The following is a 3329-nucleotide window of genomic DNA, read 5'->3' as shown; positions in this document are numbered from 1 at the left end:
AACGAAATGGCGGTCGGCTCGGCCAGCGCCGTGATCATGCTGATGACGCTGACCGCCATCATCGTGCCTTACCTCTATTCCGAGCTCAGGGAGAAGCCGCGATGAGCGCCGTCACCTCGCCGGCCCGTCCGGCCTCCAGCGGCGCCAGCGCCAGGACGATCAACCGCATCGTCATCTATGGCCTGCTTGCGCTGTTCGCGATCTTCTACCTGATGCCGCTCTTCGTCATGCTGGTCACATCGTTCAAGACCATGGACGAGATCCAGAACGGCAACATGCTGTCGCTGCCGCAATCGCCGACCATCGAACCCTGGTTCAAGGCCTGGGGCCAGACCTGCGTCGGTCTCACCTGCGCCGGCATCAAGGGCTACTTCTGGAACTCCATCAAGATGGTGGTTCCGGCGGTTCTGATCTCGACGCTGCTCGGCGCGCTCAACGGCTATGTGCTGACCAAATGGCGCTTCCGCGGCCATACTCTGGTCTTCGGGCTGATGCTGTTCGCCTGCTTCATCCCGTTCCAGTCGGTCCTGCTGCCGATGGCGACGATCCTCGGCAGCATCGGCCGCTTCGGCGCTAGCCTGCAGAATGCGACCGGTTTCAACTTCGGCCTCGGCAATTCGACGGTCAATCTGGTGTTCGTGCATGTGGTCTACGGCCTGGGCTTCACCACGCTGTTCTTTCGCAACTACTACGAGGCCTTCCCGACCGAGCTGGTGAAGGCAGCGCAGGTCGACGGCGCCTCCTTCTTCCAGATCTTCCGCCGCATCATGCTGCCGAACTCGATGCCGATCTTCGTCGTGACGGTCATCTACCAGTTCACCAACATCTGGAACGACTTCCTGTTCGCCTCGGCTTACGCCGGCACCGGCGACGTGATGCCGATGACGGTGGCGTTGAACAATGTCGTCAACACCTCCACGGGCGTCGTCGAATACAACGTCAACATGGCGGCGGCGATGATCGCCGCCCTTCCCACCCTGATCGTCTATGTCGTCGCCGGCCGCTATTTCGTGCGCGGTCTGATGGCCGGCGCGGTCAAGGGCTGACCCTCTTTTCGCTAAGGAACGACCATGGCTTTTCTGGAAATTGATGGGCTGAAGAAGCGCTTCGGGAATGTCGAGATCCTGAAGGGCATCAATGTCGAGCTCGAAAAGGGCGGCTTCCTCGTGCTGGTCGGTCCGTCCGGCTGCGGCAAGTCGACCCTGCTCAACACCATCGCCGGGCTGGAGAACATCACCGAGGGCGAGATCCGCGTTGACGGCCGGGCGATCAACGACCTGCACCCGTCGAAGCGCGACATCGCCATGGTGTTCCAGAGCTACGCGCTCTACCCGAACATGACGGTTGCCGGGAACATCGCCTTCGGCATGGAGATGCGCGGCGTGCCGGCGGCCGAACGCCAGGCGGCGATCGACAAGGTGGCAAAGGTGCTGCAGATCGGCCATCTCCTGAACCGCAAACCGAGCCAGCTCTCCGGCGGCCAGCGTCAGCGCGTCGCCATGGGCCGCGCGCTGGTGCGCGATCCGAAACTCTTCCTGTTCGACGAGCCGCTTTCCAACCTCGACGCCAAGCTGCGCGTCGACATGCGCATCGAGATCAAGCGCCTGCATGCCACGACCGGCACGACGATCGTCTACGTCACGCACGACCAGATCGAGGCGATGACCTTGGCGACCAAAATCGCCGTCATGCGCGACGGCGAGGTGCAGCAGTTCGGCACGCCCGCCGAAATCTACAACAACCCGACCAATGTGTTCGTGGCGGACTTCATGGGCTCGCCGGCGATGAACCTGATCCCCGCCAAGATCGACGGCAATGGCAGCGGGCTCTCGGTGGTACTCGACCGCGAGGCTCGTCAGCCTGTCACGCTGGCGCTGCCCGACGCGCCTGCCGGCCTCTCGGCCTTCCAGGGCAAGCCGGTAATCTTCGGCGTCCGCCCGGAAGCCCTCACCGATCCGGAAGGCGCCGAGCGCAACGGCGCCAGCATCGCCACCGCCGACTGCCATATCGAGGTGGTCGAGCCGGCCGGCTCCGACACCTTCGCGGTCACCAATCTCGGCGGCAAGGGCGTGGTGGCGCGTCTGCGGGCGGATGCCAAGATTCAGCCGGGCACCAGCACGCCGCTGGCCTTCAACCTCTCCAAGGCGGTGTTCTTCGATCCTTCGACCGAGAAGCGCATTCTCTGATGCATGTCGCCCAAAAGTGGCTCCGGTTTTGGGGCAACGACATGCATCAAAACAAAGATCCTTAGACTATGACAAATCCGGATATTGTTATCATCGGCTCCGGCATCGGCGGCGCCACGATCGCCTCCGGCTTGGCCGGCAGCGGCGCCTCGATCCTGATGCTGGAGCGCGGTGAGCCGCTGTCGGCGACCCCACATGCGCGCTCGACGCGATCCATTTTTCTCGACGAGCACTACCGGCCGAAGGAGATGTGGCGCGAAGCCGGCGGCGCCCGGTTCAACCCAGGCAACTACTACTATGTCGGCGGCAACTCGAAATTCTTCGGCGCGGTGCTGATCCGCTACCGCAAGGAAGATTTCTCCGAACTCGAGCATTTCGGCGGCGTATCGCCGGCCTGGCCGTTCTCCTACGACGAGTTCGAGCCCTGGTATTCGAGAGCCGAGCAGCTGTTTCGCGTGCGCGGCACGCTGGGCGAAGACCCGACCGAGCCGTTCCACTCAATCCCGTATGCTTTTAAGCCGGTGCCCGACGAGCCGCCGATCGCGCGCGCCCGCGCCGAGTTGAAGAGCCTCGGCCTGCATCCCGCCTCGCTGCCGCTCGGCGTCGACATAGAGACCTGGCTGAAGGAAGGCAGGACGGGCTGGGACGCATTCCCCAACACCGGCCAGGGCAAGATCGATGCGCAGACCGGACCGCTTACCGAAGCGCTCAAGGATCCGAACATCCGCCTCGAAACCGGAGCCTATGTCAACTGGCTGGAAACCGCGCCGGACGGCAAGACAATCGCCGCCATTCACTACACCCAGAACGGTTCGCAGAAGTCGCTGTCGCCGAAGCTGGTGATCCTGTCGGCCGGCGCGATCAATTCCGCCGCTATCCTGCTGCGCTCGCCGTCGGCGAAAGGCAAAGGCCTCGCCAACAGCTCCGACCAGGTCGGGCGCAACTTCATGAACCACAATTCGAGCGCGATGCTGGCGATCGATCCGCGCCGCCGCAACGATAGCGTCTACCAGAAGACGCTGATGCTCAACGACTACTATCTGTCGGACGGCAAGGGCGGCAAGCCGCTCGGCAATGTCCAACTTCTGGGCAAGATCGACGGCAACATGCTCAAGGCCAATGTGAAGACGATGCCGAAATTCG

Annotated in this window: 3 protein-coding genes and 1 pseudogene; all 4 read left to right on the top strand. The window is 63.1% G+C overall.

Annotated elements, in window-relative coordinates; all coding sequences use genetic code 11:
• Positions 1 to 105 (top strand): annotated as a pseudogene (locus tag Q0L57_RS08955) (sugar ABC transporter permease); the annotation flags it as partial.
• The gene (locus Q0L57_RS08950; RefSeq protein WP_296741307.1) at positions 102 to 1046 is read left to right on the top strand and encodes a carbohydrate ABC transporter permease; all 945 of its coding nucleotides are present in this window, start codon (positions 102 to 104) and stop codon (positions 1044 to 1046) included. The pseudogene Q0L57_RS08955 and the gene Q0L57_RS08950, both read left to right, overlap by 4 nt.
• A 24-nt stretch (positions 1047 to 1070) precedes the next feature.
• Positions 1071 to 2186, top strand: a complete 1116-nt coding sequence (locus Q0L57_RS08945; protein WP_296741304.1) for an ABC transporter ATP-binding protein — start codon at positions 1071 to 1073, stop codon at positions 2184 to 2186.
• A 68-nt stretch (positions 2187 to 2254) separates the two neighbouring features.
• The coding region (locus Q0L57_RS08940; RefSeq protein ID WP_296741301.1) for a GMC family oxidoreductase at positions 2255 to 3329 on the top strand (1075 nt) is incomplete at its 3' end.

Origin of the sequence: Mesorhizobium sp. (genome assembly GCF_024509055.1) — a bacterium.
Lineage (GTDB): Bacteria > Pseudomonadota > Alphaproteobacteria > Rhizobiales > Rhizobiaceae > Mesorhizobium.
This window is presented reverse-complemented; position numbering and strand designations above follow the sequence as displayed.